Here is a 23,677-nt window from a genome sequence, read left to right as displayed (position 1 = left end):
TTGGTCATTTTTCATCAGGGTCTCCTGCCGGTTTGATTGCACGCCGCTAAGGTGTTTCTGGTCGCTAAGGGCATAGTGAGGTTTTGCCGGGTTTAATATTAGCGTTTCGCCTGTCATTGTACCGGGCGTTGTCGCTTTGTGGTCGTTTTACACCAGCGGCTGCCGCCCGCGGGCGTAGCTTTCAGCAGAGGCGCTTTATAGTTATCCGCCGGAACCACCGCCGCTCACGATGACGACTACGCGCAGCCCGCCGGAAAAGCCGTTATTCCGCTGTTCACCGCCCTGACTTTGCGCGCGCCTTCTCGCAAACAGCTTTACAGCACTTAATCTTAGCTTAAGAATAATCCTATAGAGTAAAGGCTTCCCTGGCCCGATTCGGGCTTTTCCGGAGCCTGTCCCTATGCAAAATAAGATTACAGAATCTCACTCCCTCAGCAAAGTGCCTGCCGTTACCCTGGCTTTCTGGCTAACGAAAATCGCTGCCACCACGCTGGGTGAAACCGGCGGCGATGCGGTGACCATGTCAATGGATCTGGGCTACCTTACCGGTACGCTGATTTTCGCCATTATCTTTTTAATCGCTGTCGTGGTGCAGATTAAACGCCACAGCTTTAATAAGTGGATTTACTGGTTTACCGTGGTCGCCACCACCACCGTCGGCACGACGCTGGCGGACTTTGCCGATCGCTCCCTGGGGATAGGCTATCTGGGCGGCACGCTGCTGCTGAGCACGCTGCTGATTCTTTCTCTGTTTATCTGGCGCATTACCTGCGGCACCATCGCCGTGAACTCTGTAAACAACGGCGTAACCGAGTGCTTTTACTGGGTCACCATTATGTTTTCGCAAACGCTGGGCACGGCATTAGGCGACTGGACCGCAGACAGCGAAGGGCTGGGCTACGACGGCGGGATCCTGCTGTTTGTGGGCGCGCTGGCCATTATCTGGGCCGCCAGCCGCTTTACCACGCTTTCGCGTACGGCGCTGTTCTGGGCTGCGTTTATCCTGACCCGACCGCTGGGCGCAGTGGTCGGCGACTTCCTGGATAAGCCTGTCGCCTCGGGCGGCCTTGCGCTGAGCCGCTATAGCGCCTCATTGACCCTGGCGCTGATTATTATCGCTTTTCTCTGGCTGCTGCCGCAGCGTCCAGCGATAAAGAGCGCGACGGCAAGTTAATACAGCCGCGCCGCTGGCTCTTCGGCTATCGGCGCCTGCACGATAAGATGGATTAAGGCCGCCAGCGATGGCGGCTTTAATCCATCTGGAGTCATAAAATGCCCTGCCGCTTTTGCGCTGAACGCCGGTGTCTGGCAGCCGCTGCATTGCAGCTGGCATTGGTTATATGTGCTATAGCGCCGTGCTTTCAGGCTCTTTAGCTGCCGGTGACTATCCGCTGTGCTTAAAGTGGCGATGATTACGCTTTTCGAGCCGGCGCTTATCATGGTCTTCTTGCTACAATCCGCATTTCAACAAGCGCATTTTCGGGGATAAATTCTGCTACCCCGATGGCGGACCAGGCCGGGTATGGTGCCTTTATATACTCGTCTTTTACTTTCGAAAACACCGCTATATGTTTTTTTAAATCAATATGAAAAGTTGTCATCTCAAGGATGTGCTCATAGCTTAAACCGGCGGCTTGTAAATAAATCCCGAGCTTATAAAAGGCATCATGAAACTGTTCTTCAGGATGCTTGCTGACAGGTTTATCCTTGCGGGCTGCGGTAACGCCTGAAAGATAGAGGGTGCCATCTGCCTCGATAGCAGGAGAGAAGTGCCAGTCGGTGAAATAGTGTTGAAATTCTTTAGGTACTATCGATTTTTTCATGATTTGCTCTCCAGGTGCTAAAAACACGCTATCGGGTGGCGCGGGCTAAGTTTGTTTTATGAGAGTATAACTTCCGCTCTATCCGGGGATCACCAGCTGCAACCCCGCCGTACTGTGGCGGGACAGAGACTCACAGCCTCCGCTAACCAGGGAAATATGCGATGAATGACGCTGTTGCAAAAGGAACCTGCCTTTGTGGCAAGGTGGCGTTTCAGCTCTACACTCTGCCGCGAAAATATTATCGCTGCCACTGTTCGCTTTGCCGAAAGCAGAGCGGGACCGGGCATAACCTGGCGACACTGGTCAGCGCCAAAGATTTTGCCTGGGCGGAAGGCGCCGCAGAAGCGATCGCTACGTGGCAGCGTCCTCAGGGGTATCGCAACGACTTCTGCCGATCCTGTGGCAGCACGGTGCCTAATACTTTGCGTAACTCCCCGTGGGTATGGATCCCCGCAGGCCTGCTGGATACCCGCACGGAAATGACGTGCGCCGGTGATTTCTGCCTCGACGATGCGATGCCGTGGGATTCCGTTGCCGGTGAGTGCAGATATGGCGATGCCCCAGCCTCACTGACGCTGTTGCTAACGCTTCTTGATCTCCCCGCCCCGGAATAACAGGGGTTATTCCGGCTTGCTTTGCCTGGAGAACAGATAATAACAGCAGGCTGCCTCTGCTAACCGGCAACCTGCCCGCTTTGTGCCAGCAGTGGCCTCTATAACTCCAACGCGCGGAGAAGGCATGCCCCCCTGAAGCCGCCGGGTGTAGAGAAACAGGTTTTCATGCTGTTGTTTCTGTATATCATTGGCAGCCAGCAACGACTCCGATAAGAAGTTGAATATGCGTAATGACTTACAGCGTGTGCTAATTATGGGAAACAGCGGTTCAGGTAAAAGCTGGCTGGCTGCACGTCTGTCTGCATTTAACAAGCTGCCTGTTACAGATCTGGATACGCTCAACTGGCAGCAAGGAGGCTACGGCAGAGCCCGGGCTAAAGCCGATGTACTAAACGATGTTCTGGCGATCGCAGAGAGTGAGCGCTGGATTATAGAGGGCGTCTATGGCTGGATTGCAGAGAAAGTCGCCGCGTATGCTTCACATGTTATATGGCTAACGCCTGAGCCAGCGGAATGTGTTGAAAACATTACAGCCCGCGGGATCAGAAACAGTGGCTCAGTTGAAGCGTTTAAAGACTTGCTGGAATGGGCCTCCTTATATGAAAAACGAACCGGAATGAGCAGTTATCAAGGCCATCTCTCTGTTTTTTCTCAAGTCAGTCATAGTCGTCAGATAAGGCTGTCCAGCCGTAACGATATAGATCAGTTCCTGACCCGACTCTGATCGGGCCAGTTCAGTACAGGTTCGCTTTTCGCCGAAGCGAACATCGGCCCGGCTGAGGGTCGCGTTATGCTGGCCTCCCTGCCGGTATGTCAGCCCTATTCCCTCGCCACTTCATCCTGCAATGACGTCAGCCGCCGCGCCAGCGAGATCGGCAAGCGGCTCTCTGCTGCATGCTGCACCCCGCGTCGGGAAGCCAGCAGACACGCGCATCGCACTCCTTTCCATCTCGTTACGCAACATAAGTCGCTCTCGATTAGATTGATGCCAATTTATTTTGTAAAGGCCATGAAGTAACCGCCTGTGAAGCCGATAGTAACGCTCGGTGATATTAAACAAAGGGAAGTATGATGAAAGTTTCTACACGTATTGGAACTGGATTTGGATTACTTGTACTGCTCCTGATTATCTGTACAGGAGTTGCATTCAATGGACTAACGCAAGCGCAACGAGGCATGGACGACGTAGTCAACAACAGGATGAAGCGGCTTACTCTTGCCCTGGATATGCGGGGCAATGTGCGGGATATGGCTATTGCTGTGCGCAATATGGCACTGATGAGCTCGCCCGAAGAGATGCAGCTTGAGTGGCAGCGGCTGGAAACGCAGCGTGATAAATATATCAAAGAGCGGGAGCTGCTGGTTAAAAACATGTCGCAAAACGTCACCGCTAACGGCAAGGCTGTGCTTGAAGAAGTGCTGGCCGCTGAGGATGACGCGCTAAAGACGCTGATCAACGCCGGAAAGATGGCTCTGCAGAATAACGATCAGGAGACCACCGCTTATCTGCTGAAAACGGTGCGTCCCGCCCAGCAGCGATTGCTGAAGGGCCTGAATGAACTGGCTGATATTCAGAAGCAGCTGAGTAATGACAGGGTGCATGAGCTAAGCGACAACGTGGCTAACGCCAGGCTGATGCTCGCCCTGCTCTGCCTGTTTTCCGTTATAACGGCGGTGTCAGTTTGCATCGTTATCTGCCGCATACTGATGCGCCAGCTGGGCGGCGAGCCGGCACAGGCTCAGGCGCTGGCCGCCGCCATCGCAGCGGGCGACCTGACGGTGCCGGTTATACTGCGGCGCAACGACACAAGCAGCCTGCTGGCATCGCTTGATGGCATGAAGGCAAATCTGCGAGGTCTGGTGTCCCAGATCAGGGATGCGTCTGCCTCCGTGGCGCTGGCCGCCGACGAGATTTCGCAGGGCAATACGGAGCTCTCCTCGCGCACCGAACAGCAGGCCGCTGCGCTGCAGGAAACGGCTGCAAGCATGGAACAGCTTACGGCAACGGTGAAAAGTAATACTGAGGGAGCACAGCAGACGGCCGGCTCCGCGCGTGAAACGGCACAGCTTGCTCGTTCAGGCGAGAGAGACGTTCAGCGTATGTCGGAAACGATGAATGCGATATCCGTGAGCGCAGCAAAAGTACAGGAAATTACCTCCGTTATTGAAAGCATCGCCTTCCAGACCAACATCCTGGCGCTAAATGCTGCCGTCGAGGCCGCGCGTGCCGGTGAGGACGGTCGTGGCTTTGCGGTAGTGGCGGGTGAAGTCAGAACGCTTGCCCAGCGCAGCGCAAACGCCGCGTCTGATATTAAGCGACTGATGGCGGACGCCGTAAGCGTTGTAGATTCCGGAGTGGCAGCAGCGACAGAAGCCGGGCAGAGCATCCTTAAAATTGTCGGGATGGTTGGCGAACTGGCCGAATCGATGGACAACCTTTCATTTTCCTCCTCCGAACAGATGCAGGGCATATCTCAGGTCAGCATCGCCGTCAGCCAGATGGATGGAGTCACGCAGAACAATGCGGCGCTGGTCGAGGAATCATCCTCCGCCTCCCAGTCGCTCTCTGAGCAAGCCCACTCCCTGCGCACAATGATTGAGGTATTCAGGGTATGACCTGTAAAAATCGGAAGCAAAGAGGTAGCAGATGCTGCGCAGGCTGAACAGGCGCGCTGATCCGGTGGAAAAGCAATAGCGCTGACACACCTTAACGCATAACGAAGTGCCAGAAGACCTGCCCCAGGCCCGATCTGAAACCTGGGCAGGTTACCCTTTATTCCGGCCTGCGTCACAGGGAACTGACGGCGCGGGCCTGCAGAACCTGCGCTTTGCCGCCCCGAACGACGCGCGGGAAACGCGGAAAAGGCCTGTCCCGGGCGCAGGCCAGACAGCCAGGGACGCGTGCAACAGCTGCGGTGCCGGGTGCCTCCCGGTGAGTCAGAAAAGCCAGAACCTGACCCGCCATGCATACTTAGCAGTGCATTAAGCTGGCTTAGCCCCTCCGCACAGGGGGATTCACCGCAGCGGCAGCATTTTATATCAGTTTTTTGGGGTTATTCCGGGTGCTGGATCAACGAAGGAGGCATTACCGATTAACCAAAGCTGTAATGCCTGACGTTATTTATTCACCCTCTCTCAGCGCTATTGGTTGTTCCTGCTTAATGCCGACTATAGAAGGGATAAGTGAAGAATAATAAATGAACGCAGTTCAAACCGAAATGAAACATCACTGCAACCCACAATCTCCCGCTCCACATCCATGCAAGCCCATAAATAATCCCGGACAAGCCTGCAAAAAACACCAGCAGCCATCCCCCCGCATAGTGCATCACACCAAATAGCGCTGATGTAATGAGTAGCGCCAGAACAGGCGAGATAAATTGCGTTAACCGCTGCTGCACATAGCCCCTGAACAAAGCCTCTTCAGCCAGGGAGACAAAAAACAGATTGGCAAGAGCAAACTGAGCAAACCAGGCTGGCAAATGCGGTTCAATCCTCAGACCACCCAGTGCAACCCCCAACAGCAACAGCGCGGGAACGGAGACAATTAATAACGCCCAGCCCAGCACGCCCGATTGTTTAGCGGGTTTCGCCACAAATAGCGTTTTCATGCTAATCAGAAGAACGAAAGGAATAAGGGCTTTATCAAAATTATAATACATCGTAAAGGGAGCACTTTGTGAACCCGCAATAACTGAATCCAGCACCTTCGGGTTATCAAACCCCGGAATAAGGTGTAGCGCCAGTGCCAGGGCGATTAACAAATTGATGCAGCTAAGCCCCTCTTTTATTTTTCTGCTCTTTTCCCCGACGGATATCATTAAAAGATAGTTGCCAACAACGACTAAAAGTAAAAACAGCGCGTGATAATCAATCACCTGATTAACGTAACCCAGCCCCACGGCCACCGCCAGTAAAAAGCCAGATATAATTTTATTAACCCTGAGGGAAAGGAGTGAAGCCGCAAGAAAATACCACATTATAGATTCTCAATGATAAATACAGACATTGTAACTTACCGATGCTGCATGGGGTGATTTCAAAATTAAAAGCCAAAGCAGCCGGGGAGATTAAAGCGCTATTCCCCGGCAGGGATTGATTTAAGTCAGCACTATGCATTTAACTTCAGGCTGATAACCATTAACTAATGGCGTCGCCACTGAGTAAAGCCGCCGCCGCACGCATCCGCACGCCCTGAAAGGCGCACAGAAGCCCTGGTCTCTCTCCAGCACAAGATAACGCTGGGACGCCGCAGTAAAACGTGCTGGCATTCGGCGCCGTAATCCGTACCATACGCGGCATGCTTTTGCCTGCTGATTGTTGTCAGCTGGCGCCACCCCCTCTTTTATAGCCAGTCAGATGGGGCAAAAAAACGTGCAGAAAGATGTTGCCGCTTATCTGCCCCTTTTGGTTTCAGAGACAAAGAAAATGCAAGAAAATCAAACGGTTGACAAGAAAGAACAGTACAACCTCAATAAACTCCAGAAGCGTCTGCGTCGTAACGTCGGCGCTGCAATCGCCGATTACAATATGATTGAAGAAGGCGACCGCATCATGGTCTGCCTGTCGGGCGGTAAAGACAGCTATACGCTGCTGGAGATCCTGCGCAATCTGCAGCAGAGCGCGCCGGTTAATTTCTCGCTGGTGGCGGTTAACCTCGACCAGAAGCAGCCGGGTTTTCCAGGGCATATCCTGCCGGAATATCTGGAGTCGCTGGGCGTCGAATACAAAATCGTCGAGGAAGACACCTACTCCATCGTTAAAGAGAAGATCCCGGAAGGCAAAACCACCTGTTCGCTCTGCTCACGTCTGCGCCGCGGCATTCTCTACCGAACCGCCACCGAACTGGGCTGCACCAAAATCGCGCTGGGCCACCACCGCGACGACATTATGCAGACGCTGTTTCTCAACATGTTCTACGGCGGAAAAATGAAAGGAATGCCGCCGAAGCTGATGAGCGACGACGGCAAGCATATCGTGATCCGTCCGCTGGCCTACTGCCGCGAAAAAGATATCGTGCGCTTCTCCGAGGCGCGCAAGTTCCCGATTATTCCTTGCAACCTTTGCGGATCGCAGCCGAACCTGCAGCGCCAGGTGATTGGCGATATGCTGCGCGACTGGGATAAACGCTATCCGGGCCGACTGGAGACGATGTTCAGCGCAATGCAGAACGTCGTGCCGTCGCACCTGGCGGATACCAGCCTGTTCGATTTTAAAAACATTCAGCACGGCGATGCGGTGGTGGACGGCGGCGATCTCGCCTTTGACCGCGAAACGCTGCCGATGCAGCCTGCCGGCTGGCAGGAAGAGGAGGAAGCCGCGCCGGCGGTTCGCCTCGACGTGCTGCAGCTGCCGTAAGCCGCAGCCAGTAAAAAAGGGCGCGCTGTTGAATCAGCGCGCCCTTTTTTTTACTGATGCGGCAGCGGATCGAGGATCGGCGGATAGCCTGGCTCTGGCTGCGGATCGGGCTGCGGGCTCGGCGGCGGCTGCGGTATTGGATCGGGGATCGGAACGGGATCGGTAGGAATCGGATCGCTGGTGATAATGGATGTCATACCCTGCTCCTCTGTGGTCGTTGTCCTTTAAGCATAGGTATAACTCAGCCGCAGGGGCAAAAAAAAGCCGGCGGATAAGGCCGGCGTATCGAATTAAATATGTGCTATGCAGTAATTCTAAAAAAGGAAGTAAGACAATATGGAGCGCAACGCCCATCGCTTGACGTTGCATCCACCTGCGGAACAGATTCTGCCGCTGTTGCACGACAGGGTTATTGACCTCGATCAGCTTTCCTTCCTTTTTTGCCCGCTGCGACGGATTATTGCCCTGCCGTTAACTTTTACAACCTTTTGATTACATTATTGTCACAGCCAGCGCCGCCGCTTCAGCCACCAGGCGACGCCGACAATCATAAGCAGCAGCAGCAGGCAGAAGATACTAAAGCCAAAATGCGAGCTGGCACCCGGCATGCCGCCGAGGTTGACGCCGAACAGCCCGGTAAGAAAGGTTGTTGGCAGGAAGATCATCGCCAGCAGCGACATGGTGTAGGTGCGGCGGTTCATCGCCTCCGCCATCTGCGAGGCGACCTCATCGGCCAGCACGGCGGTGCGCGCCACGCCAGCATCGAGATCGTCAAGCCCGCGCCCCAGCCTGTCTGAGACCTCCTGCATGCGACGGCGGTCGCTGTCATCCATCCACGGCAGCTTCTCGCTGGCGAGGCGTGAATAGACGTCGCGCTGCGGCGTCATATAGCGGCGCATAACGATCAGCTGCTTGCGCAGCAGTGACAGCTCGCCGCGCGCCGGCACGCGCTGGTCCAGCAGCGCATCTTCCAGCACAATGATTTTGTCATGCAGCTCTTCGATAAATTCGCTGGCGTGATCGGTCAGCGCGTCGCAAATGTCCACCAGCCAGCTGCCGCCATCTTCCGGCCCATTGCCGTTCTGCAGATCGGTCAATACCGCATCCACCGCATAAACCTTGCGGCGACGCGTTGACACAATCAGCTTGTCGTTGATAAAGACCCGCATCGCCACCAGCTGTTCCGGCCGGGAGTCGGCGTTGTGGTTGACGCTGCGCAGCACGATCATAAACCCGTCGCCAAGACGGCTGACGCGCGGCCGCATGCTGTCGCCCGCCAGCGCGTCGCGCACCGTATCGGGGATCAGCGGCGTAGACTGCAGCCATTCGGCGCTTTGCCGATGGGTATAGTTAAGATGCAGCCAGCAGGGACGTTCACAGTGGATAACGTCCTTATCTTCAATCGGGATCAGGCCGCCCTTGCCATCCAGCTGACAGGCGATAATGGCGTCGGATACCTGTAACGCTTTGCCTTCAATGACGTTCACTCACTTGCCTCACTAAAAAAATCAATACGATACAGTCTAGCGCGGCGCGGTTGAGTTGCAATCCTCAGGCTGTGAGCAAAGGTGTCCGCAGGCGGCCTGCCGGGCAGGCCGCATCGGGCTTAGTGCTTCTCGATCCACAGCTCGCGGCTGTAGGCGACATCTTCAGGGTTATTGATGGGATAGCCCTTCACCCACGGCTTGATGAGACGACCGTTGGTGTACTGATAGACTGGCGCAATCGGCGCCTGTTCAGCGAGAATCTGCTCTGCTTTGTTATAGTCGCTGTTACGCGCATCAGCCTGGGTTTCGCCGCGCGCCCGGGCGAGAACCGCATCGTAATCGGCGTTGCTGAAGCGCGCGATATTGCTGCTGTTGCCGCTGGTCAGCAGGCTAAGAAAGGTGGAGGGCTCGTTGTAGTCACCGACCCAGGAGGCGCGAATAACGTCGAAATTGCCGCTGTTGCGGCTGTCGATATAGGTCTTCCACTCCTGATTTTGCAGGGTGACCTGAACGCCGAGATTCTTCTTCCACATCGACGCCACCGCGATGGCGATTTTCTGATGGCTTTCCGAGGTGTTGTAGAGCAGCGTCAGATGCAGCGGGCGGCCAGGCCCATATCCTGCGGCGGTCAGCAGCGCTTTCGCCTGGGCGTTAAGCTCCTGCTGGCTGTGCTGCTCAATATAGGACTGTACTGGCCTGAAGCCTGCGGTCACGTCGGGGGTAAAACGCCAGGCGGGCTTCTCGCCGGTGCCCAGCACCTTCTCTGCGATAATGCGGCGGTCGATGCTCCACGACAGCGCCTTGCGCACGCGCGCATCCGCCGTCGCGCCCTTTTGTGTGTTGAAGGCGTAGTAGTAGGTGCCGAGTTGGTCAGGCGTATAAACCTCGCCCGGCAGCGTCTTTTTCAGCTGCGCATACATGTTTTTCGGGAAAGATTCGGTGATGTCGATATCGCCCGCGCGGTAGCGCTTGGTGGCGCTCGACTCTTCGTTAATGGGAATAAAGGTCACTCTGGTCAGCACCGAGTGCACGTCATCCCAGTAGGCGGGATTGCGCACCAGCACGATCTTCTCATTCACCACGCGCGACGCCAGCTGATAAGCGCCGTTGCCCACCAGCTTGCCCGGCGCGGTCCAGCCGTCGCCTGCACTGGCGATAACGCGCTGCGGCACCGGGAACAGCGCGACGTTGGCCGCCAGCGCCGGGAACCAGGGCACGGGCCGGTCCAGCGTCACTTTCAGGTGCTGCGCGTCCACGGCGCTGACGCCGAGCCGATCCGCCGGCAGCTCGCCTTTGGTTATCGCGCCCGCGTTGCTGATGCCTGCCAGCCCGGCAAACCAGGCAAAGGGCGAGCTGTTTTTCGGCTCGACCAGGCGCTGCCAGCTGTAGACGAAATCCTGCGCCGTCACCGGCTCGCCGTTCGACCATTTCGCATTGCCGCGCAGCGTGAAAATCCAGGTTTTATTGTCGCTGCTGCTCCAGCTTTCAGCGACGCCCGGCACGATATTGCCCTGCGCATCCTGACTGGTCAGCCCCTCGAAGAGATCGCGGATTACCTGGATTTCCGGCAGCCCCACGGCTTTCATCGGATCGAGCGAGGCGGGCTCATCTTTGATATGGCGGACAATCTCTTGCTTCGCGGCCAGCTGCGCACCGGGCGGCAGCTGCGCCGCCAGCACCGGACTGGCGATGCCGGCGAGGATCAGCGCCGTCAGCGTGTGGCGAAATGTGCTTTTCATCTTCACTCCCTTACCCTAATGAAGCGCTGCGCAACGCACTACCGGGCGCAGCATGACCCCGGCACTGTAGCGCAAATGCCTGAAGGATAAATAGCGATTTTCCGCGCGCGGCTTTTCCGCTACTTTGTCTGCAGAGGGTAACTGAGGAGAAAGCCGATGACGGTGTTACACCCGCGACCACGACGCGGAAAACTTGAGATCCCGTATCAGCGCTACGGCGACAGCGTGCTGGGCGCGCCGCTGCTCTGGTTTCCCGCGCCGGCCGCCGATAGCGACAGCGGGCTCATCCTGGCGGGCACCCACGGAGATGAAAACGCCGCTATCGCCACCCTTTCCGCCGCGATGCGCACGCTGCCGGACCGGCTGCGTCGGCACCACGTGGTGCTGGCGGTCAATCCAGACGGCTGTCAGCTGGGGCTGCGCGCCAACGCGCACGGCGTCGATCTTAACCGCAACTTTCCGGCAGCCAACTGGCAGAGCGGCGACACGGTCTATCGCTGGAACAGCGTCGCGGAGACGCGCGACGTGCTGCTCTCAACCGGAGATCGCCCCGGCTCCGAGCCGGAGACGCAGGCGCTGTGCGAGCTGATCCACGGGCTGAAGCCGCGCTGGGTGGTCTCCTGGCATGAGCCGCTGGCCTGCATCGACGATCCGCGCGACAGCGAGCTTGGCCGCTGGCTGGCGCAGCAGACCGCGCTGCCGGTCGTCAGCAGCGTCGGCTACGATACGCCCGGCTCGTTCGGCAGCTGGTGCAACGATCTCGGCCTGCCCTGCATTACCGCCGAGATGCCGGCTATTTCGGTTGATGAAGCCACGGAGCGCTATCTTGAGGCGATGATCAACCTGCTGCGCTGGCAGCGATAACTACCCGACCGGCGCTGACCTGAATGGCGGGTTCAACATCCACCGCCAGCCAGGTCGGCCCGTCCAGATCGGCGAAGCGCGCCGCTGGCACCAGCGGCAGCGCGGCATGGATCGCCCGCGAGGTGCAGATCATGCAGCCAAGCATCACCTCAAGGCCGAGCGCCTTCGCTTCTGCGGCCAGCGCCAGCGCCTCGGTCAGGCCGCCCGCTTTATCCAGCTTGATATTGACCATCTCATAGCGTCCCTTGAGCGCCGGCAGGCTGTCGCGGGTATGGCAGCTTTCATCGGCGCAGATGGGCAGCGGATGGATAAAGTTTGCCAGCGCCGCATCCTGACCGGCGGGCAGCGGCTGCTCCAGCATCGCTACGTCCAGATCCGCCAGCAGCTGGCAGCGCGCCGCCAGCCCTTCAGCCTGCCAGGACTCGTTGGCGTCGACAATCAGCGTCGCCTGCGGCACCGCCGCGCGGATCGCCACCAGACGCTCGGTAATAAAGGTATCGTCCAGTTTGATTTTCAGCAGGGTTGCGCCGTGCTGCCAGAGCGCGCGGGCGCTGCTCGCCATCGCTTCGGGGGTATCGATGCTGATGGTCTGCGCCGTCACCACCTCTGCAGGCGGGTTGACGCCGTTCAGCGCCCAGAGATCCCGACGCTGCTGGCGGCTCTGCAGATCCCACAGCGCGCTGTCGATGGCGTTACGCGCCGCGCCGGCCGGCATCGCCAGCTGAAGGGCGTCGCGCGTCATGCCCTGCTGCAGCCCCGGCAGAATCTCCGCGATCTGCGCCAGCACTGACGCTTCCGTTTCGCCGTAGCGCGCATAGGGGGTCGCCTCGCCGGTGCCTTTGACGCCATCCTCCTCGATCTCCACCACCACCACTTTTGCTTCGGTGCGGCTACCCCGAGCGATGACGAAAGGGGTATGCAGCGGCCAGGACTCGGGATAGCTTTTTACCGTTCTCATACTCTCTCCATGTCATTCGATAAATGCGCGACGTCTCGGATAATCTGCGTTTAAGGCTCGTAAGCCTTTTATAGATATGTCATAAATCTTTTTTCAAACCATACTTACCTGTAGCCAGTCACGCTTTTTTCTGACGTTTAAGGAATTACTATGTCTCATACTGTACATTTTCAGGGCAACCCGGTTGAGGTTGCTGGTCACTTTCCCCAGTCAGGCGAGCAGGCTAAAGCCTTTTCGCTGGTGGCAAAAAATCTCTCCGACGTGTCGCTCTCTGAGTATGCAGGAAAACGCAAGGTTCTGAATATTTTTCCCAGCGTCGATACCGGCGTCTGTGCTGCCTCGGTGCGCCGCTTCAACCAGCTGGCCAGCGAGCTGACCAACACGGTAGTGCTGTGCGTCTCCGCCGATCTGCCGTTTGCGCAGTCGCGCTTTTGCGGTGCCGACAACCTGAATAACGTCGTCACGCTCTCGACGCTGCGCGGCGCTGAGTTCAAACAGGATTATGGCGTGGAAATTTCTGCAGGGGCGCTGGCGGGCCTGACGGCGCGCGCGGTGGTGGTGCTGGATGAGCATGACAAAGTGCTGTACAGCCAGCTGGTAGACGAGATCACCACGGAACCCGATTACGACGCGGCGCTGGCCGTACTGAAGTAGCTTTTACCCCGGCGGCTGTCAGCCGCCGTTTTTCTCCTCCTGCTCGCCGCGCCTCTGCCCTAACCCATATTCACGCAGCTTGTTGGCGATAGCCGTATGGGAAACGCCAAGGCGTTTCGCCAGCTTTCGCGTGCTGGGATAGGAGAGATAAAGGCGGGTGAGCACGGAGCGCTCAAAGCGGCTGGTGATCTCATCAAGGGTGCCCTCCATCGCCTCATCCCCCAGCGAGGCGTCCAGCGCCTGTTCAGGCAGCACGATATCCTGCGGACGCAGTTCATGCCCCTCGAGCTGGGTCAGCGCTCGGTAGAGCGCGTTCTTGAGCTGGCGCACGTTGCCCGGCCAGTTGTAGCGCGTCAGCAGCCCGTTAAGCTGCGGCGAGAGGCGCGGACGCGGGATGCCCTGCTCGTCGGCAAAGCGCGCCACAAACATCTCGGTAAGCGGCAAAATATCCAGCGGACGCTCGCGCAGCGGCGGCAGATGCAGCGTTAACACGTTCAGGCGATAAAAGAGATCTTCGCGGAACTCGCCGCGCTGCACCAGCTCAATCAGGTTCTTCTGCGTGGCGCAGATAACGCGCACGTCGACATGCACCTCATGCTCTTCCCCGACGCGGCGGAAGGTGCCGTCGTTCAGGAAGCGCAGCAGCTTGGTCTGCATACGCGGCGACATTTCGCCAATCTCATCCAGCAGCACCGAGCCGCCGTTGGCCTGCTCGAAAAAGCCTTTTTTCCCCTCCAGCGCGTTGGGATAGGCGCCGGCGGCATGGCCGAAAAGTTCGCTCTCCGCAACGTCGTCCGGCAGCGAGGCGCAGTTTAGCGCCAGGAACGGCTTCTTGCCGCGCGCGCTGCGCAGGTGGCAGGCGCGCGCCAGCATATCTTTGCCGGTGCCGGTATCCCCGACGATCAGCAGCGGCGCGTCGTGCATCGCCAGCTTGCGTGCCTGGTCGATCACCTGACGCATCTTCGGCGTCACCGCGATGATATGGTCAAACTCCGACTCGTCGGTTACCACCAGGTTTTGCAGCTGACGCCCCATGCGCGCGGTGGATTTCAGCATCACCATGGCGCCAACCGGCTGGTCGCCCGTGCCCTCATCGGCGGTCAGGTAGATAGGACGCGCCTCCATCAGGAAGTCGCGGCCGTCGATCACCACATGCTGCGCCTGCGCCTCGACGCGGTCGCTCTCCAGCCAGCGCTGGAAGTTAAAGCCGCTAATCAGGTTGCCGGCGCTGTGGTTGCGAATTTTTTGCTCGTCGAGGTCGAACAGCTGCTGCGCAGCCGGGTTCGCCAGCTCCACTTTGCTTTTCAGGTCGATGGAAAAAACCGGCTCCGGCATGGCGACCAGCAGCGCGCTCAGGGCGCGATGTTCCCGCTCCGAAGGCATATAGGCGACGGTGCGCACGTCGGTTACGCCCGGCGTGCGGCGGATTTCCGCCATCAGGCTGCTGAACTGGTCAAATTCAAGCGCAGAGAAGTTAAGGTAAATACGGCCGAGCGCCGCGATTTCTATGCCGCGTAAATCGATGTTACGGGCGACTAACAGATCGAGCAGCTCGCGCGCCAGACCGATGCGGTCCTGGCAGAAGACTTCAAGACGCATTGCGATGGCCTTAGTCAGGTGAAGAATCGGGAGATAATACGCTAACTTGCGGCAGGTCTGAAGAGGCGTGGAAGCAAAAGTTGACAGTTCTGTTCAGTCTGCGGTGCGCTTCGCGCTGAGGGCAGCGCACCGCAGAAGGAGGCGCTTAGCCTTCGCGCTTCGCGCCGCTTTTGGGCAGCGTCTCTTTAAGCTGGCTAATAAGATCGCGGCGGAAATCGCCCAGGCGCGGCTTATCCTCTTCCAGCCAGGGCAGCGGACGGCAAAGCTCCATCGCCTTGATGCCGAGCCGCGCGGTAAGCAGACCGGCGCCGATGCCCTGCGCGGCGCGCGCGGAGAGCCGGGCGGCGATATCCTGCGACATCCAGTCCATGCCCACTTCGCGCACCAGCTCCGACGCGCCGGCAAACGCCATATTCAGCAGCACCAGGCGAAACAGCCGCAGCCGACTGAAATAGCCAAGCTCAATGCCGTAGATAGCGGCGATGCGGTTTACCAGCCGCAGGTTGCGCCACGCGATAAACGCCATATCCACCAGCGCCAGCGGGCTTACCGCGATCATCAACGTCGACTCGGCGGCGTGGCGGCCGATTTCGCGTCGCGCCTGACGATCCTGCACCGGCTGCACCAGCTGCGCATAGAGCGTAACGGTTTCGCGATCGTTCTGGCTTTCATGCAGCGAGGCGTGCCAGCGCTGCAGCGCCGGATGCGCCTGATCGAGACCCGCCTGCTGCGCCAGCTTTTCGCAGAAGGCGCGCCCTTTGCCAACGCTGTGGCTGTGCAGCAGTTCGCGTCCAACGTCGCGCGTTTCGGCGCGTGCGCGCAGCTTATAGAGGCGACGCCACTCGCTGGTGAGGGCGCCGACGCCGGCAATCACAATTAAAGCGCCCGCTGCGCCGCTGCCAAGGGCAAACCAGTCGCGCGTCAGCCAGGCGTCGTGCATCCACTGCACGCTCTGCGCCGCGACGCTGGCGGCGAACAGCGCCACGCCCGCGCCCACCAGCCGACGCCACAGGCTGCGCTTCGGCCGCAGCGCCTGCTCTACCGCCCGCTCTCCCGCGCCCTCTTCTACCACCTCGTCGGCCTGCTCATCGACGGCGAGAAACGCCTGCTGCGCCTCACCCTCGAACGCCTGCGCCGGGCGCAGCGCGGGCTCGCGCGGCCCATCCAGCGGCCGGGCAAAATCGATACGCGGCTTGAGTTGTTCATCGTTCATCGCAGCTTGTCTCCTAATAAAAATTCCAGCGCGGCATCCATGCGGATATGGGGCAGCGGTCGATCGATATCGAGCGGCTGCGGCCGGAACTGTTCAAACTGAAATCCCTGCTGCTGCCAGAAGGCGTGGCCCGGCAGGCGCGGCGGCACTTCGCCCGGATAGAAGGTCAGCGCCTCGCCGTCTGCCAGCCGCTCGCCGCGCAGCGCCGGGATCTTTTCGCCGCGATGGTCCACCAGCCCGCTCTGGGTCGCCTGCACCGACGCCAGACCGATGCAGTCCATGCTGATGCCCTCGAAGGCGGCGTTTTGCCACGCGTCCTGCACCAGCTGCTGCAGCAGCGACACCATATTGCCGTGCTGATCGGCGGTGATATGGTCCGCTTTGGTGGCGGCAAACAGCAGCTTGTCGATCACCGGCGAAAAGAGGCGGCGGAACAGGGTGCGCTGCCCATAGTGAAAGCTCTGCATCAGCTGGGTCAGCGCCAGCCGCATATCGTTAAAGGCCTGCGGGCCGCTGTTTAGCGGCTGCAGGCAGTCCACCAGCACGATCTGACGGTCGAAGCGCAGGAAGTGGTTGCGGTAGAAGTCCTTCACCACATGCTGGCAGTAGTAGCGAAAGCGCTGCTGCAGCATGGCGAAGTTGCTGCCTTTGTCAGCCTGCGCCAGTTTGCCGCGCGCAGACTCGTCCGCTAGCGGCCAGGGAAAGAACTGCAGCGCGGGCGCGCCCGCCATGTCGCCCGGCAGCACAAAGCGCCCCGGCTGGATAAAGTGCAGCCCTTCCGCTTTGCAGCGGTGCAGATAGTCGGTCCAGGCGGCGGCGATGGCGGCCAGTCGGTTTTCGTCGGCGGGCGCAAAGGGATCGAGCGAGGCGCAGAGTTCGCGCCACGGCTGCGCCCACTGCGCGCGATCGCCCTGCAACAGCCCCACCATCTGCCGCGACCAGTCGACATAATCCTGCGCCAGCATCGGCAGGTCGAGCAGCCATTCGCCGGGATAGTCGACGATTTCCAGATAGAGCGTGGCGCTCTCTTTGAAATGACGCAGCAGCGAATCCTGCGAGCGGTAGCGCAGCGCCAGCCGCATTTCGCTGACGCCGCGCGTTGGGGTCGGCCAGGCGGGCGGCGTGCCGTAGAGCTGCGCCAGCCCTTCGTCGTAGGTGAAGCGCGCCGTGCCCATATCGCGCTGCGGAATGCGCTTGACGCCCAGCAGCCGCTCGTCGCGCACCACGGAAAAGAGCGGCAGCCGCGCGCCGCTGTGCACGTTAAGCAGCTGGTTAACTAATGAGGTGATAAAGGCGGTTTTGCCGCTGCGGCTCAGGCCAGTAACCGCCAGGCGCAGATGACGATCCGCGCCGCGGTTGAGTAGTGACAGTAGTTCAGACTTGTTTATCATCTTTTTCCCTGATGAAGCGCGCCGCCGCCCGCTTCATTACGCGCTGCAGCAACGGCTCCAGCGCCAGGGAAAGCAGAATGCGCAGCGGGCGACGCGCAACTGATTTTACCGCCCAGCCGGTCAGTCCGGCCGGTCCATAGCTCACGGCATTGATAATGATGAATTTCCCGACCGACTTCAACGCGGGGGTCGCGCGGCGGCGAAAAGAGGACGTGCGTGAATATAACAAAGTAAACCTCCGGTTGACGGGTATAACGGGGCCGTGGCGGCCCCGTTCAGGGAAAGTCAGAGCTGGCGAAAGCGGCTGCGCACGCTGAACGTTTCAGACGTAACGTAGCGTTCAATCTCGCGCACGCTGTACTCATCGCGCCGCAGCGCGCTTTCCAGCCGGTCGAGCAGTTCGCCGGCGTTGGGCTTTGCTGCGCCCTCTTCGGCATCTGCCGGTTTGACGTCTAGCACAAACCCCAGAATAAAGTAGGCGCAGATAGTAATCGCGAACAGGCCGAAGAACAGCGACAGCACCACGATCACGCGCAGCAGCCGCACCGGGATATCCAGGTACTCAGCCACGCCGGCGCAGACGCCCATCAGCTTCCCTTCGTCCGGTTTACGCCACAGCTTACGTTTAATCATGGCTGTCTCCAGTTGGGATGCTCGGCATCCAGAATAGATTCCAGCGCATGAATGCGGTCGCGCATACGTTCCGCATCCTGCGTCAGCTGCTGCAGGCGCTGAAGATCGCCTGCCGACAGTTCGTTGCCGCTGCGGCGATTGCTGTAGTGCAGCCATAACCAGATTGGCGCAACAAACAGCACGAATATGGTCAGCGGTATAGCGAGAAAAAGTGCGCTCATTGACTCTCCTTAATCACTCTCGCAGATCAAATAGTGTTATTCGCTACGGTTCATTTTGGCTTTCAGCGCTTCCAGCTGCTGGCTGATTTCGTCATCGGCCTGCAGATCGGCGAACTGCGCGTCCAGCGACTTCGACTTGCCGAAACGCTGACTTTCCGCTTCTGCTTCCATATGGTCGATGCGGCGCTCAAAAGATTCAAAACGCGCCATCGCCTCATCCAGCTTGCCGCTGTCGAGCTGGCGACGCGCATCGCGCGAGTTGGAGGCGGCCTGATGACGCAGCGTCAGCGCCTGCTGACGGGCACGGGTTTCGCTCAGCTTTTTCTCCAGCTCGCCGATTTCGCCTTTCATGCGCTCCAGCGTCTCATCGACGTGAGTCACTTCCTGCTGCAGCGAGGCGATCAGTTCGGTCAGCTTCTGTTTTTCGATCAGCGCCGCACGCGCCAGATCGTCTTTCTCTTTGCGCAGCGCCAGCTCCGCTTTTTCCTGCCATTCGGCCTGCTGGATTTCCGCCTGTTCAATGCGGCGGTTCAGCTGTTTTTTCTCAGCCAGCGCGCGCGCCGACGTAGAGCGCACTTCAATCAGCGTGTCTTCCATCTCCTGAATCATCAGGCGTACCAGTTTCTGCGGATCTTCCGCACGCTCCAGCAGCGAATTGATGTTGGCGTTAACGATGTCGGCGAAACGAGAAAAAATACCCATAATGATGTTCCTCTTTGTTTATGTTGGTGCGCTTTGCGCTGGTTGTTATATTCAAAAGGCGTGCCAATTTTTATATTACTGATTTTTATAGATATTTATTTTTTACACGGAAGCCCGCGTGGCGTAAGGTAGTTAAATTGATTAAGAGGTGGTGAATTTCATCATGGCTGATAGCAACGATAACCTGTTAGGCGAGTCCAATAACTTTCTTGAAGTCCTCGAGCAGGTTTCCATGCTGGCGCCGCTGGAGAAGCCGGTGCTGGTCGTCGGCGAGCGCGGCACCGGCAAAGAGCTGATCGCCAGCCGCCTGCACTACCTCTCCGACCGCTGGCAGGGCCCCTTTATTTCCCTTAACTGCGCCGCGCTAAATGAAAACCTGCTCGACTCCGAGCTGTTCGGCCATGAAGCGGGCGCCTTTACCGGCGCGCAGAAGCGCCATCTGGGCCGCTTCGAGCGGGCGGACGGCGGCACGCTGTTTCTCGACGAGCTGGCGACCGCCCCGATGCTGGTGCAGGAGAAGCTGCTGCGCGTCATCGAGTATGGCCAGCTGGAGCGCGTCGGCGGCAATCACGCGCTGCAGGTTAACGTGCGGCTGGTGTGCGCCACCAACGAGGATCTGCCTGCGCTGGCGGCGGCAGGGAAATTCCGCGCCGACCTGCTCGACCGTCTCGCCTTTGACGTGGTGCAGCTGCCGCCTCTGCGCGAGCGGCGCAGCGACATTCTGGTGATGGCGGAGCATTTCGCTATTCAGATGTGCCGCGAGCTGGGGCTGCCGCTGTTTCCGGGCTTTACGCCCGAGGCGCAGGAGACGCTGCTGGCGTATCAGTGGCCGGGCAATGTGCGCGAGCTAAAAAACGTGGTGGAGCGTTCGGTTTACCGTCATCACAGCAGCGACGAGCCGCTGGATCGCATCATTATTAATCCCTTTGCGCCGCGCGCGCAGCCAGGGACTACCGCGCCGGAGGCCTCCGCCAACGCCCTGCCCGCTTTGCCGCTCGATTTACGCCTGTGGCAGAACCAGCAGGAGCGCGCGCTGGTGGAGGCCAGCCTGCAGCAGGCGAAATATAACCAGCGTCGCGCCGCCGATCTGCTGGGTGTGACCTATCATCAGCTGCGGGCGATGATGAAGAAGCACGGTATTCAGGCGCGCGATGAGGCGTGATTTTGGCATGGCTGGAGCAGCCTCAGCAGTCGCGCAAAAGTTGGTGGCCCGCTTTCCTTAAAGCTTTTGTGCTGAAGCAAGGCGGCAAGAGAGGATATCCCTGGGAGCATAGATCAGTATGTGACCGGGGTAGCCGAGCGCAGCCAACGCAGCAGCAGCGCAAAAGATGACGGCCCGTTTCCCTAAAGCTTTTGTGCTGAAGCAAGGCGGCAAGCGAGGATATCGCCGGGAGCATACATTAGTATGTGACCGGGGTAGACGAGCGCAGCCAACGCAGCAGCAGCGCAAAAGATGACGGGAAAAAAAAAGCCCGCTTGCGCGGGCAACAATACTGGAAGCAATGTGAGCAATGTCGTGCTCTTCACCGGTAGAGCCACCGCTGAAGCGCAATCAAATAATAATCATTCTTGTTCTCACCTGTAAAGCTCTAATTGAGAATTTTTCTCATTACCACAGCAAGGGTGTGTCTATACCCCACCCTCTGGCGAAAATCCCCCCAGCCGCTTCACCATGTTTTGGGACATCGCCGCCTTTGCGATACACTCAGCCTATTGCCCGAACAGCGTTGAGTTCTATGTCAAAACTAATTTCGTCGCTGATGCTTATCCTCAGCGTATTAAGCGCCTCTGCCTGGTCGGCAGAAAGCCGCGATATTCGCCACAGCGGCTTTGTTTACTGCGTCAACGGCACGCTTAACACCTTTAATCCGCAGATGGCGAGCAGCGGCCTCGCCGTGGATACCCTTGCCGCGCAGCTCTACGACCGTTTGCTGGATGTCGATCCCTACACCTATCGCCTGGTGCCCGACCTGGCATCTTCATGGGAAGTGCGCGATAACGGCGCAACCTACCGCTTCCACCTGCGCAGCAAGGTCTCTTTCCAGCGTACCTCCTGGTTCACGCCGACGCGCGCGATGAACGCCGATGATGTGGTGTTCAGCTTTGCCCGCATGTTCGATCGCAACCATCCGTGGCACAACGTTAACGGCGGCAACTACCCCTACTTCGACAGCCTGCAGTTTGCTGATTCGGTGCAGAGCGTTAAAAAGCTCAACGGCAATACCGTTGAGATCCGGCTTAACAGCCCGGACGCCTCGTTTCTCTGGCATCTGGCAACCCACTATGCGCCGGTGCTGTCAGCGGAATATGCTGACCAGCTGACCCGCAGCGGCCGACAGGAGCAGCTCGATCGCCAGCCGGTGGGCACTGGCCCCTATCAGCTCAGCGAATATCGCGCCGGACAGTATATTCGGCTGGCGCGCAATCCCGCCTACTGGAAAGGGGTGCCGCGCCTGCAGCAGGCGGTGATCGATATGGGCGCGGGCGGCACGGGCCGGCTCTCCAAACTGCTGACGGGCGAGTGCGACGTGCTGGCTTATCCCGCCGCCAGTCAGATCTCTATCCTGCGCGACGATCCCCGCCTGCGCATGACGCTGCGGCCCGGCATGAACATCGCCTACCTGGCATTTAACACCCGCAAAGCGCCGCTGGACCGTCCTGAAGTACGCCACGCGCTGGCGCTGGCGATCAATAACGAACGGCTGATGGAGTCGATCTACTACGGGACGGCGGAAACCGCCGCTTCGGTGCTGCCGCGTGCCTCCTGGGCTTACGATAACGAAGCGCGCGTCACTGAATATGATCCGAAAAAAGCGCGCGCGATGCTGGCGTCGCTGGGTATTACCGATTTGCATCTGCGTCTGGTGGTGCCGTCCGCCTCACAGGCATGGAACCCCAGCCCGCTGAAAACGGCGGAGCTGCTGCAGGCCGATCTGGCGCAGGTTGGCGTTAAGGTGAGCATTGCCCCCGTAGAGGGCCGCTTTCAGGAAGCGCAGCTGATGGCGATGAACCACGATCTCACTCTGACCGGCTGGGCGACCGACAGTAACGATCCCGACAGTTTTTTCCGTCCGCTGCTGAGCTGCGCGGCGATTCGCTCGCAGACCAACTATGCGCACTGGTGCTCGCCTGGCTTCGATGAGACCCTGCAGAAGGCGCTGCTGTCGCAGCAGCTGGCGGGCCGCATTGAGAACTATCATCTGGCGCAGCAGATGCTGGCGCGCGATCTGCCGGTGCTGCCGCTCGCCTCTTCGCTGCGGTTGCAGGCCTACCGCCACGATATTAAAGGCCTGGTGTTAAGCCCGTTCGGCAACGCCTCTTTTGCCGGAGTTTACCGTGATGAGCGCGAGGAGCCGTAAGTGATCATCTATATGTTGCGTCGCCTGTTGTTGCTGGTGATTACCCTGTTCCTGCTGTCGCTGGTGGGCTTTAGCCTGAGCTATTTTACGCCCAACGCGCCGCTGGAGGGCGCTTCGCTGTTCGACGCCTGGTGGTTCTGGTTTAGCGGCATGCTGCAGTTTGATTTCGGCGTCTCCAGCACCAACGGCCAGGAGATCGGCCAGCAGCTGCGCGAGGTGTTCCCCGCCACGCTTGAGCTGTGCGTGCTGGCATTTGTGCTGGCGCTGCTGACCGGTATTCCGCTCGGCATCTGCGCCGGCGTGACGCGCAATAAGTGGCAGGACAAGGTAATCAGCGCGCTGGCGCTGCTCGGCTTTTCGATGCCGGTATTCTGGCTGGCGCTGCTGTTTACGCTGTTCTTTTCGCTGACGCTCGGCTGGCTGCCGGTGTCCGGCCGCTTTGACCTGCTCTATCCGGTGCAAAATATTACCGGGCTTGCGCTGGTTGACGCCTGGCTGAGCCCGTCGCCGTGGCGTCACGAGATGCTGGTCAGCGTAGTGACGCATATGATCCTGCCGGTGATTGTGCTGGCGGTCGCCCCCGCTACCGAAGTGATCCGCCTGCTGCGCGCCAGCACCAGCGAGGTGATGGATAAAAACTACGTGAAGGCGGCCGCCACGCGCGGGCTGTCTCGTTTTACCGTGATCCGCCGCCATGTGCTGCATAATGCGCTGCCGCCGGTGATCCCGCGTCTGGGCCTGCAGTTTTCCACCATGCTCACGCTGGCGATGATTACCGAGATGGTGTTCAACTGGCCTGGACTGGGCCGCTGGCTTATTAATGCGATTCGTCAGCAGGATTACGCGGCGATTTCCGCAGGCGTGATGGTGGTTGGCGGGCTGGTGATTCTGGTGAACGTGGTTTCCGATATTATTGGCGCGGCGTTGAATCCGCTGAAGCATAAAGAGTGGTATGCGTTGCGGTAGGGAATGTGGGATGGCGGTGCGTTTCTTGTATGTTTGTCCATACGAGACTTACGTCGTAAGCAGATTGTTCACGTACGGGCGCATCAAATGGTTCGG

At 58.8% G+C, this 23,677-nt stretch carries 24 protein-coding genes and 1 pseudogene; 12 read left to right on the top strand and 13 right to left on the bottom strand.

Features of this window, described 5'->3' with window-relative positions; translation table 11 throughout:
* Positions 1-400: 400 nt before the first annotated feature.
* Positions 401-1,174 carry a hypothetical protein gene (locus MHZ97_RS10015; protein ID WP_103795876.1) on the top strand — a complete coding sequence of 258 codons (774 nt, stop codon included), beginning with the start codon at positions 401-403 and terminating at the stop codon, positions 1,172-1,174.
* Positions 1,175-1,436: 262 nt separating this feature from the next.
* Here MHZ97_RS10015 and MHZ97_RS10010 read toward each other — a convergent pair whose 3' ends face one another.
* Positions 1,437-1,823 (bottom strand): RidA family protein, encoded by a 387-nt coding sequence (locus tag MHZ97_RS10010; RefSeq protein ID WP_239314499.1) that lies wholly within the window; start codon positions 1,821-1,823, stop codon positions 1,437-1,439.
* A 161-nt stretch (positions 1,824-1,984) separates the two neighbouring features.
* Between MHZ97_RS10010 and MHZ97_RS10005 the strand changes: the two genes are divergently transcribed.
* From MHZ97_RS10005 to MHZ97_RS09995, 3 genes are all read left to right on the top strand, one after another.
* Positions 1,985-2,437 (top strand): GFA family protein, encoded by a 453-nt coding sequence (locus MHZ97_RS10005; RefSeq protein ID WP_103795878.1) that lies wholly within the window; start codon positions 1,985-1,987, stop codon positions 2,435-2,437.
* Positions 2,438-2,660: 223 nt separating this feature from the next.
* Entirely contained in the window at positions 2,661-3,161 is a 501-nt protein-coding gene (locus MHZ97_RS10000; RefSeq protein ID WP_239314500.1) for a hypothetical protein, read from the top strand.
* A gap of 347 nt (positions 3,162-3,508) precedes the next feature.
* Complete coding sequence (locus MHZ97_RS09995) at positions 3,509-5,053, top strand: methyl-accepting chemotaxis protein (RefSeq protein ID WP_239314501.1); 1,545 nt, start codon at positions 3,509-3,511, stop codon at positions 5,051-5,053.
* Between the two features lie 542 nt (positions 5,054-5,595).
* Here the strand turns inward: MHZ97_RS09995 and MHZ97_RS09990 are convergent.
* The gene (locus MHZ97_RS09990) at positions 5,596-6,417 is read right to left on the bottom strand and encodes a CPBP family intramembrane glutamic endopeptidase (protein ID WP_239314502.1); all 822 of its coding nucleotides are present in this window, start codon (positions 6,415-6,417) and stop codon (positions 5,596-5,598) included.
* Positions 6,418-6,637: 220 nt separating this feature from the next.
* Here MHZ97_RS09990 and MHZ97_RS22455 point away from each other — a divergent pair.
* Both MHZ97_RS22455 and ttcA read left to right on the top strand, forming a co-directional pair.
* Positions 6,638-6,817 (top strand): annotated as a pseudogene (locus MHZ97_RS22455) (site-specific integrase); the annotation flags it as partial.
* Between the two features lie 48 nt (positions 6,818-6,865).
* On the top strand, positions 6,866-7,795 hold the full coding sequence (gene ttcA, locus MHZ97_RS09980; RefSeq protein WP_239314503.1) for a tRNA 2-thiocytidine(32) synthetase TtcA: 930 nt from the start codon (positions 6,866-6,868) through the stop codon (positions 7,793-7,795).
* A gap of 50 nt (positions 7,796-7,845) precedes the next feature.
* On the opposite strand, the gene MHZ97_RS09975 is transcribed toward ttcA, so the two are convergent.
* Positions 7,846-7,992 (bottom strand): hypothetical protein, encoded by a 147-nt coding sequence (locus MHZ97_RS09975; protein ID WP_239314504.1) that lies wholly within the window; start codon positions 7,990-7,992, stop codon positions 7,846-7,848.
* 139 nt (positions 7,993-8,131) lie between these two features.
* On the opposite strand from MHZ97_RS09975, the gene MHZ97_RS09970 reads away from it, so the two are divergent.
* Positions 8,132-8,287 carry a hypothetical protein gene (locus MHZ97_RS09970; RefSeq protein ID WP_239314505.1) on the top strand — a complete coding sequence of 52 codons (156 nt, stop codon included), beginning with the start codon at positions 8,132-8,134 and terminating at the stop codon, positions 8,285-8,287.
* 11 nt (positions 8,288-8,298) lie between these two features.
* Here MHZ97_RS09970 and zntB read toward each other — a convergent pair whose 3' ends face one another.
* The gene (gene zntB / locus MHZ97_RS09965; protein WP_103795882.1) at positions 8,299-9,282 is read right to left on the bottom strand and encodes a zinc transporter ZntB; all 984 of its coding nucleotides are present in this window, start codon (positions 9,280-9,282) and stop codon (positions 8,299-8,301) included.
* Positions 9,283-9,401: 119 nt separating this feature from the next.
* Entirely contained in the window at positions 9,402-11,021 is a 1,620-nt protein-coding gene (locus MHZ97_RS09960) for an ABC transporter substrate-binding protein (RefSeq protein ID WP_239314506.1), read from the bottom strand.
* A 156-nt stretch (positions 11,022-11,177) separates the two neighbouring features.
* On the opposite strand from MHZ97_RS09960, the gene mpaA reads away from it, so the two are divergent.
* Entirely contained in the window at positions 11,178-11,885 is a 708-nt protein-coding gene (mpaA, locus tag MHZ97_RS09955; RefSeq protein WP_103795884.1) for a murein tripeptide amidase MpaA, read from the top strand.
* Here the strand turns inward: mpaA and ycjG are convergent.
* The gene (gene ycjG, locus MHZ97_RS09950) at positions 11,860-12,843 is read right to left on the bottom strand and encodes an L-Ala-D/L-Glu epimerase (protein ID WP_239314507.1); all 984 of its coding nucleotides are present in this window, start codon (positions 12,841-12,843) and stop codon (positions 11,860-11,862) included. The two genes, mpaA and ycjG, sit on opposite strands and share 26 nt — an antisense overlap.
* Positions 12,844-12,993: 150 nt before the next feature.
* On the opposite strand from ycjG, the gene tpx reads away from it, so the two are divergent.
* On the top strand, positions 12,994-13,497 hold the full coding sequence (gene tpx, locus MHZ97_RS09945; RefSeq protein WP_239314508.1) for a thiol peroxidase: 504 nt from the start codon (positions 12,994-12,996) through the stop codon (positions 13,495-13,497).
* Between the two features lie 18 nt (positions 13,498-13,515).
* Here the strand turns inward: tpx and tyrR are convergent, their stop codons facing one another.
* The 7 genes from tyrR to pspA form a co-directional block, all read right to left on the bottom strand.
* On the bottom strand, positions 13,516-15,096 hold the full coding sequence (gene tyrR, locus MHZ97_RS09940) for a transcriptional regulator TyrR (RefSeq protein ID WP_103795887.1): 1,581 nt from the start codon (positions 15,094-15,096) through the stop codon (positions 13,516-13,518).
* A gap of 145 nt (positions 15,097-15,241) precedes the next feature.
* Positions 15,242-16,309, bottom strand: coding sequence for a TIGR01620 family protein (locus MHZ97_RS09935; protein ID WP_239314509.1), 1,068 nt, complete (start codon positions 16,307-16,309; stop codon positions 15,242-15,244).
* Complete coding sequence (locus tag MHZ97_RS09930; protein ID WP_103795889.1) at positions 16,306-17,700, bottom strand: YcjX family protein; 1,395 nt, start codon at positions 17,698-17,700, stop codon at positions 16,306-16,308. Before MHZ97_RS09930 ends, MHZ97_RS09935 begins: the two co-directional genes overlap by 4 nt.
* Positions 17,684-17,929, bottom strand: coding sequence for a phage shock protein PspD (gene pspD / locus MHZ97_RS09925; protein WP_033746947.1), 246 nt, complete (start codon positions 17,927-17,929; stop codon positions 17,684-17,686). The genes MHZ97_RS09930 and pspD overlap by 17 nt, the downstream gene beginning before the upstream one ends.
* A gap of 56 nt (positions 17,930-17,985) precedes the next feature.
* Positions 17,986-18,333, bottom strand: a complete 348-nt coding sequence (gene pspC, locus MHZ97_RS09920) for an envelope stress response membrane protein PspC (protein ID WP_033746944.1) — start codon at positions 18,331-18,333, stop codon at positions 17,986-17,988.
* Positions 18,330-18,554: an envelope stress response membrane protein PspB gene (gene pspB / locus MHZ97_RS09915; protein ID WP_033746941.1), complete on the bottom strand. Its 225-nt coding sequence runs from the start codon at positions 18,552-18,554 to the stop codon at positions 18,330-18,332. The genes pspC and pspB overlap by 4 nt, the downstream gene beginning before the upstream one ends.
* 36 nt (positions 18,555-18,590) lie before the next feature.
* Positions 18,591-19,256: a phage shock protein PspA gene (pspA, locus tag MHZ97_RS09910; protein ID WP_103795890.1), complete on the bottom strand. Its 666-nt coding sequence runs from the start codon at positions 19,254-19,256 to the stop codon at positions 18,591-18,593.
* Positions 19,257-19,419: 163 nt separating this feature from the next.
* Here pspA and pspF point away from each other — a divergent pair, with 163 nt between their 5' ends.
* The 3 genes from pspF to sapB all read left to right on the top strand — a co-directional run bounded on the left by pspF (position 19,420) and on the right by sapB (position 23,581).
* Positions 19,420-20,418 (top strand): phage shock protein operon transcriptional activator, encoded by a 999-nt coding sequence (gene pspF / locus MHZ97_RS09905; protein WP_239314510.1) that lies wholly within the window; start codon positions 19,420-19,422, stop codon positions 20,416-20,418.
* A gap of 574 nt (positions 20,419-20,992) precedes the next feature.
* Positions 20,993-22,615 carry an ABC transporter substrate-binding protein SapA gene (gene sapA, locus MHZ97_RS09900; RefSeq protein WP_103795902.1) on the top strand — a complete coding sequence of 541 codons (1,623 nt, stop codon included), beginning with the start codon at positions 20,993-20,995 and terminating at the stop codon, positions 22,613-22,615.
* Positions 22,616-23,581: a putrescine export ABC transporter permease SapB gene (gene sapB, locus MHZ97_RS09895; RefSeq protein ID WP_103795903.1), complete on the top strand. Its 966-nt coding sequence runs from the start codon at positions 22,616-22,618 to the stop codon at positions 23,579-23,581.
* Positions 23,582-23,677: the final 96 nt, after the last annotated feature.

The sequence above is a fragment of the Pantoea sp. ACRSC genome (assembly GCF_022346785.1).
GTDB lineage: Bacteria > Pseudomonadota > Gammaproteobacteria > Enterobacterales > Enterobacteriaceae > Pantoea > Pantoea alvi.
The sequence above is the reverse complement of the archived record's forward strand: the minus strand, read 5'-3'. Positions and strand labels throughout refer to the sequence as shown.